The sequence below is a fragment of the Devosia sp. genome (assembly GCF_036406155.1).
Classification (GTDB): Bacteria; Pseudomonadota; Alphaproteobacteria; order Rhizobiales; family Devosiaceae; genus Devosia_A.
Genome location: NZ_DASWVV010000066.1, coordinates 1 through 6,099, shown reverse-complemented (window position 1 = coordinate 6,099; position 6,099 = coordinate 1). Strand labels below are relative to the sequence as shown.

The following is a 6,099-nucleotide window of genomic DNA, read 5'->3' as shown; positions in this document are numbered from 1 at the left end:
GTCACCGACGGCCGGTCGCGCAGCTCGAGATAGTGGGCCTGGCGCTTGGCGCTGAGCCGCACCTTGTCGACATAGGTCTGCTCGACGTCGGGGGTCGGCCGCAGATGCACCGTCCCCGCCGGGCCGTCGACGATGATGTCGTCGCCCTCCTCGCTCATGGCGACGACGTTCTCGGCCTGTCCGACCGCCACCAGCCCCAGCGAACGGGCGATGATGGCGACATGCGCGGTCGGGCCGCCCTCTTCGAGCACGATGCCGCGCAGGCGCGAGCGGTCGTATTCGAGCAGCTCCGCCGGCCCCATGTTGCGCGCTACCAGAATGGCATTGGCCGGCAGTTCCTTCATGCCCATGGCGTGACCGTTACCGGTCAGGATGCGCAGCAGCCGATTGGCCAGATCGTCGAGATCGTGCAGCCGTTCCTTGATGTAGGGGTCGGTGGACCGCATCATGCGGGCGCGGGTGTCGTTCTGCACCCGCTCCACCGCGGCTTCGGCCGTCAGCCCGTTCTCGATGGCCTCGGTCATCCGGTCGACCCAGCCGCGGTCATGGGCGAACATCCTGTAGCTTTCGAGAATCTCGCGATGATCCGAAAAGCTCTGCATGTCGCCGTGGCTGAGCATGTCGTCGATCGACACCCGCATGGTATCGAGCGCGGCCGCCAGCCGGCGCAGTTCCTGCTCGGTATCCTCGGCGATGAAGTTCTCGACGACGACGCGCGGGTCGTGCAGCACCACCTGGCCGAGGGCGATGCCCTCGGTGAAGCCGGTGCCGTTGAAACTGCGCGGCCGCCGCAGGTCGATGTCCTGGCCCGGCTTGATGAGGCCGTCGAAATCGGAGGTGGCGACCATTTCGGCGAGGATCGTCGCCGTGGTCAGCATCGCCTCGATCTCGTCCTCGCCGAAGACGCGGTGGTTGCGATTCTGCACCACCAGCACGCCGAGCGTCTGTCCGGCGCGCAGGACAGGCACGCCAAGAAAGGCATTGAACGGGTCTTCCCCCGTTTCCGGGCGGTAGGCGAAGCCCGGATGCGCCGGCGCGTTCTCGAGGTTGAGCGGCTCGGCCTCCGCCGCGATCAGGCCGACGAGGCCCTCCCCCAGCCGCAGCGTCGTCATGTGCACGGATTCGGGCTTGAGGCCGTGCGTGGCGAACAGCTCCAGCGCGCTGTCGTCACGCAGCACGTAGAACGAGCACACGTCGGCGCGCATGTTGTCGGCGATCAGATCGACGATCTTGTCGAGCCGCTCCTGCGAAGCCAAGGGCTCCGCCATGGTTTCGCGCAATTGCCGCAGGAGCACGCGCGGACCGCTGATCGCTGTGGCCATGGTGTCGTTCAGCGGCCCCGCGCCGCCTCCCCAAGCCCGCGCGCCAGCGAGAAAATGTCGCGCCGTGCGCTCAGGCGTCCTGTTTGTCCAACCCGTAATACGTATGCAGGGCACGCACCGCAAGCTCCGCATATTCGTCGTCGATCAGCACCGACGTCTTGATTTCCGAGGTGGTGATGAGCTGGATATTGATGCCCTTGTCGGCCAGCGCCTTGAACATCGAGGCGGCAACGCCGGCATGGTTGCGCATGCCCACGCCCACCACCGAGACTTTGGCGCCACCCTTGGAACCGGTAAGGGTGCGGTATTCGAAGCGCCCGGCCGCGCTGGCCGCCTGCAGCGCCTTGACGGCCTTGTCGTGCTCGGCGTCGCCCACGGTGAAGGTGATGTCGGTGGTGGAGCCGTCCTCGGAGACGTTCTGCACGATCATGTCGACGACGATGGATTCGTCGGCGAGCGTGCCGAAGATGGCGGCGGCGACACCGGGCCGGTCCTTGACGTCGCGCAGCGTGATCTTGGATTCGGCCCGCGCCAGGGTGACGCCCGCAACGATCTGCTTTTCCATGATCTCGTCCTCATTGCATACGATGGTGCCCGGAACGCCCGGCGTGCCGTCCGGTGCTATCTGCGGGGCGTCGGGTTCGTCGAAGCTGGAGCGGACGGTGACGCGCACCCCGTGCGCCATCGCCATTTCGACGGCACGGATCATCAGCACCTTGGCCCCGAGCGAGGCCATCTCCAGCATCTCCTCGAACGAAACCCTCGACATGCGCCTCGCCTTCGGCGTGATGCGCGGGTCGGTGGTGTAGACGCCATCGACGTCGGTATAGATGTCGCAGCGGTCCGCCTTGACCGCCGCCGCTACCGCGACGGCGCTGGTGTCGGAGCCGCCGCGCCCCAGCGTGGTGATGCGGCCGCTGGGGGAGATGCCCTGGAAACCGGTGATCACGGGCACGACGCCGTCGGCGAAGCGCTTCTCCAGTTCGGTGGGGTCGATCTCCTCGATGCGCGCCGCCCCGTGGGCGTCATCGGTGCGGATCGGCACCTGCCAGCCCTGGAAGGAGCGCGACGGCACGCCCATTTCGCCGAGGACGATGGCCATCAGCCCGGCCGTGACCTGTTCGCCGGAGGCGACCACCGCGTCGTACTCGCGGGCGTCGTGCAGCTTGCTGGCTTCGTTCACCCAGCCGACGAGCTCATTGGTCTTGCCGGCCATGGCCGAAACCACGACGGCGACCTGGTTGCCGGCCTCGACCTCGCGCTTGACATGGCGGGCCGCCTGGCGGATGCGCTCGACAGAGGCGACGGACGTGCCGCCGAACTTCACAACGATGCGGGCCAAGGTTTCGCCCCCGGGGAAGGCCACCGCCGGGTGGCGCCCGGCCGGACTGGGTTGGATGTGGCGCGGGACATGCCACAGATGGCCGCGGCGATCAACTCTCCGCCGCGTCGCCTTTTGTTGACAGCGCCGCCGCAAACGCTCACCTGTGCGGCGAAGGAGTGCGCCATGACCGACAGCACCATCAATGACGAGGAAGTCGCCCGGTTCTCGGCCATGGCCGAGGAGTGGTGGAACCCCAAGGGCAAGTTCAGGCCGCTCCACAAATTCAACCCGGTTCGCATCGCCTATGTGCGCGACAAGGCAGTCGGCCATTTCGGCCGCGACGACGGGGCCCTGCGGCCGCTGACCGGCCTCCGGATCCTCGACATCGGGTGCGGCGGCGGGCTGCTGTGCGAACCCATGGCGCGGCTGGGCGCCACGGTCGTGGGGGCGGATGCCTCCGAGCGCAACGTCCGCATCGCCGCGCTGCACGCCGAACAATCCGGCCTCGCCATCGACTACCGGGCGACGACGGCCGAGGCGCTGGCCGCCGCCGGCGAGACCTACGACATCGTGCTCAACATGGAAGTGGTCGAGCACGTCGACAACGTGCCGCTCTACATGAAGAGCTGCGCCGACCTGGTGGCGCCGGGAGGCCTGCTGTTCACCGCCACCATCAACCGCACGCTGCGCGCGCTGGCCTTTGCGATCTACGGGGCCGAGTACGTGCTGCGCTGGCTGCCCAAGGGCACCCATTCCTATGCCAAGTTCCTGACCCCGGACGAGATCGCCGCGCTGGTCGAGCGCAACGGGCTCAAGGTCGTCGACCGGATCGGGGTCGCCTATCATCCCCTCGCCGACGAATGGCGGCCGTCGCCCGATCTGGGCATCAACTACATGGTGCTGGCGGCCCGGCCCGCCTGACCCAGGCCCCGTGGGCGATCAGTTGTGCTCCTCGGGCACCTGCGGCAGAGGCATGAAGTCGACGCCATCCTCGATGAGGCCGACCACTTCCTCGCGCGTCGCCTCGCCGTAGATGCCGCGCGCCTCGGTTTCGTCGAAATGGATGCGACGCGCCTCCTCGGCGAACCTGTCGCCGACATAGTCGGCCTCGCGCAGCACCTTCTCGCGCAGCGCCTGTAGCGCCGCACGCAGCTGGCGCTGCTGCGGGTGGCCGGTGGACAGCGCCACGGTCTCGGGCTGGGCACGCGTCACCGCCGGCGCCATCAGCGCCTTGCCCACGCTGGTGCTGGCGCAGACCGGGCAGGTGACGGCGCCGCGCCCGCTCTGCTCCTCGTAGGCCGCCGCGTTGCGGAACCAGGCGTCGAACCGGTGGTCGTTCTCGCAGCTCAGCGTATAGTGGATCATGACGGCTTCCCCTCGCCTTCAGAGAGCCCCTCCGCGGCATCGACGGCCAGCGTGAAGGGACGCGCATTGGCGAGCGCCGGCACACGCTGGCGGGCCTCGGCGACCGCGGCAGGGTCGATATCGGCGACGATCACGCCGGTCTCGTCGCCATCGATCCGGGCGACGATGCCGCCCCATGGGTCGATGATCATCGAGTGCCCGTAGGTGGCGCGGCCGTTCTCATGCATGCCGCCCTGCGCGGCGGCGACGACGTAGCATCCGGTCTCGATGGCGCGGGCCCTGAGCAGGATTTCCCAGTGCGCGGCGCCGGTCGGCACGGTGAAGGCCGCCGGGACGGCCAGCACCTCGGCCCCGGCCTCGGCGAGGGCACGATGCAGCGCCGGAAAGCGCAGATCGTAGCAGATCGTCAAGCCGAGCCGGAAACCCGGGGCAGTCGAAACCACGGCCTGCTCGCCGGCGCGGTAGGCGTCGCTCTCGCGATAGGCCCGGACGCCGGGCAGCGTCGCATCGAACAGATGGATCTTGTCGTAGGTGGCGGCGATGTCCCCGTCCGGGCTGAACAGCACGGAGCGGTTGGCGAAGCGCCCGTCGGGCAGGGCGACGGCGAGGGAACCCAGGTGCAGGGCAACGTCGTGCCGGCGGGCGATGCCGGCCGCCTCGGCCACCGCCGGATTGCCGTCCCACGGCCGTGCCACGGGCCGCAGCGCCTCGCGGTTCTCGGCAAAGACCACCGTCACCTCGGGGCTGAGCACGTAGCGCGCGCCCTGCGATGCGGCCTCGCCCACGAGCGCATCGAGGGCCGCCAGATTGGGGCCGGGGCTGGTGCCCGAACACATCTGCACTGCGGCGACGCGCATGACTGTCTCCCTTAGCGGGCGAGGAGCCGATCGAGCTGGCCGCGGCGCTCCAGCGCCGCCATGTCGTCATAGCCGCCGACATGCGTCTCGCCAATGAAGATTTGCGGCACGGTGCGCCGCCCGTGGGCGCGCTGCACCATCCGCGCGCGGATTTCGGGGTCCTGCGCGTCGACTTCCTCGTAGGGCACGCCCTTGCCGTCCAGCAGCGCCTTGGCTGCGTGGCAGTAGGGGCACCACTGGGTCGTATAGATCTCGACCTTGGGCATGAATTCCTCGTTGACACCGATCGGCCCACATATGGGAGCGGGCCGGATCACGACAAGCCCTGCCCCGCCACCACGCGGGCGAAGGAGATGACGTCTATTTGCCGCACCCCCGCGCGGGAGAGCGCCCGGGTCACCGCCTTGACCGTGGCGCCGGTGGTCATGACGTCGTCGACGATGACGACACCACGGCCGGCGAGCCGGGCCAGCGCCTCGGGATGGGCAAGGAACGCGCCCTGGACGTTGCGCCGCCGCTGCTCGCCGGACAGGCCGACCTGCCGGGGTGTCGACCGGGGGCGGCTCACCAGCAAGGGATCGGCGGTCAGCCCGGTGATGCGGGCAAGGGCCCGCGCCAGTTCGGCCGACTGGTTGTAGCGCCGCTCGAACTGCCGCCAGCGATGCAGTGGCACCGGCACCAGCACCGGGCGGTTCTCCCACAGCTCGCGGCCCGCCCCGGCCATCAGCCGGGCGCAGAAGCGTGCGAGTTCAGGCCGATCGCCATATTTGAGCCGGCCGACGAGGCGGCCTGCCATGTCGTTGTACACCACCGCCGAGCGGGCCCGGCCGAAGGGCGGCGGATCGGCGATCGCCTCGGCCGACAGGGCCTCCTCGCCCAGCGCCACCTCGAACGGCAGCCCGAGGCGGGGACACAGCGGCGGCGTGATGGCGCGCAGTTGTGCGAAGCAGCGGGCGCACAGCGTATCGGGGCGGGCGACGGCCGCGTCGCAACTGAGGCAGACGGGCGGATAGACCTGGTCGAGCACGGCCGCGCCGAGCCGGCCCAGCAGCTTGCCCCCGATGCCGGCATACGCTACCACGCCCCGCATGGCCCCGCCCCCCGCCGGCGGAGCTTGCCACAGGAGCCGACCTTGGTGAACCTCCTCGATGCTCGTGCCCCGCGACCGGGCCGGCCCGCCGGGCCGGCGGGAGCCGGGCCGGCAGGCGCGCCCCCCACCTTCGACCGCGGG

General features: G+C 69.6%; 7 protein-coding genes. 1 reads left to right on the top strand and 6 read right to left on the bottom strand.

Features of this window, described 5'->3' with window-relative positions; genetic code table 11:
- Together VGD93_RS04220 and VGD93_RS04215 are read right to left on the bottom strand one after the other, a co-directional pair.
- Window positions 1-1,322: phosphoenolpyruvate-utilizing N-terminal domain-containing protein (locus tag VGD93_RS04220; RefSeq protein ID WP_395009500.1), on the bottom strand; the 1,322-nt coding region annotated here is incomplete at its 3' end.
- A gap of 70 nt (window positions 1,323-1,392) precedes the next feature.
- Complete coding sequence (locus tag VGD93_RS04215; protein ID WP_395009498.1) at window positions 1,393-2,664, bottom strand: aspartate kinase; 1,272 nt, start codon at window positions 2,662-2,664, stop codon at window positions 1,393-1,395.
- A 165-nt stretch (window positions 2,665-2,829) separates the two neighbouring features.
- Here VGD93_RS04215 and ubiG point away from each other — a divergent pair, with 165 nt between their 5' ends.
- Window positions 2,830-3,567 carry a bifunctional 2-polyprenyl-6-hydroxyphenol methylase/3-demethylubiquinol 3-O-methyltransferase UbiG gene (gene ubiG / locus VGD93_RS04210; protein WP_395009496.1) on the top strand — a complete coding sequence of 246 codons (738 nt, stop codon included), beginning with the start codon at window positions 2,830-2,832 and terminating at the stop codon, window positions 3,565-3,567.
- 18 nt (window positions 3,568-3,585) lie between these two features.
- Here the strand turns inward: ubiG and VGD93_RS04205 are convergent, their stop codons facing one another.
- From VGD93_RS04205 to VGD93_RS04190, 4 genes are read right to left on the bottom strand one after another with little or no spacing between them, the layout of a single operon-like run.
- Complete coding sequence (locus tag VGD93_RS04205) at window positions 3,586-4,011, bottom strand: DUF1178 family protein (RefSeq protein ID WP_395009494.1); 426 nt, start codon at window positions 4,009-4,011, stop codon at window positions 3,586-3,588.
- Entirely contained in the window at window positions 4,008-4,868 is an 861-nt protein-coding gene (locus VGD93_RS04200; protein ID WP_395009492.1) for a carbon-nitrogen hydrolase family protein, read from the bottom strand. The genes VGD93_RS04205 and VGD93_RS04200 overlap by 4 nt, the downstream gene beginning before the upstream one ends.
- A gap of 11 nt (window positions 4,869-4,879) precedes the next feature.
- The gene (gene grxC / locus VGD93_RS04195) at window positions 4,880-5,134 is read right to left on the bottom strand and encodes a glutaredoxin 3 (protein WP_395009490.1); all 255 of its coding nucleotides are present in this window, start codon (window positions 5,132-5,134) and stop codon (window positions 4,880-4,882) included.
- A 47-nt stretch (window positions 5,135-5,181) separates the two neighbouring features.
- Window positions 5,182-5,958, bottom strand: coding sequence for a ComF family protein (locus VGD93_RS04190; RefSeq protein WP_395009488.1), 777 nt, complete (start codon window positions 5,956-5,958; stop codon window positions 5,182-5,184).
- Window positions 5,959-6,099: the final 141 nt, after the last annotated feature.

Excerpts from the sequence above, each read along its gene's own strand:
- ubiG (WP_395009496.1), top strand. The coding sequence starts at position 2,830 with ATGACCGACAGCACCATCAATGACGAGGAAGTCGCCCGGTTCTCGGCC.
- VGD93_RS04205 (WP_395009494.1), bottom strand. The coding sequence starts at position 4,011 with ATGATCCACTATACGCTGAGCTGCGAGAACGACCACCGGTTCGACGCC.
- VGD93_RS04200 (WP_395009492.1), bottom strand. The coding sequence starts at position 4,868 with ATGCGCGTCGCCGCAGTGCAGATGTGTTCGGGCACCAGCCCCGGCCCC.
- grxC (WP_395009490.1), bottom strand. The coding sequence starts at position 5,134 with ATGCCCAAGGTCGAGATCTATACGACCCAGTGGTGCCCCTACTGCCAC.
- VGD93_RS04190 (WP_395009488.1), bottom strand. The coding sequence starts at position 5,958 with ATGCGGGGCGTGGTAGCGTATGCCGGCATCGGGGGCAAGCTGCTGGGC.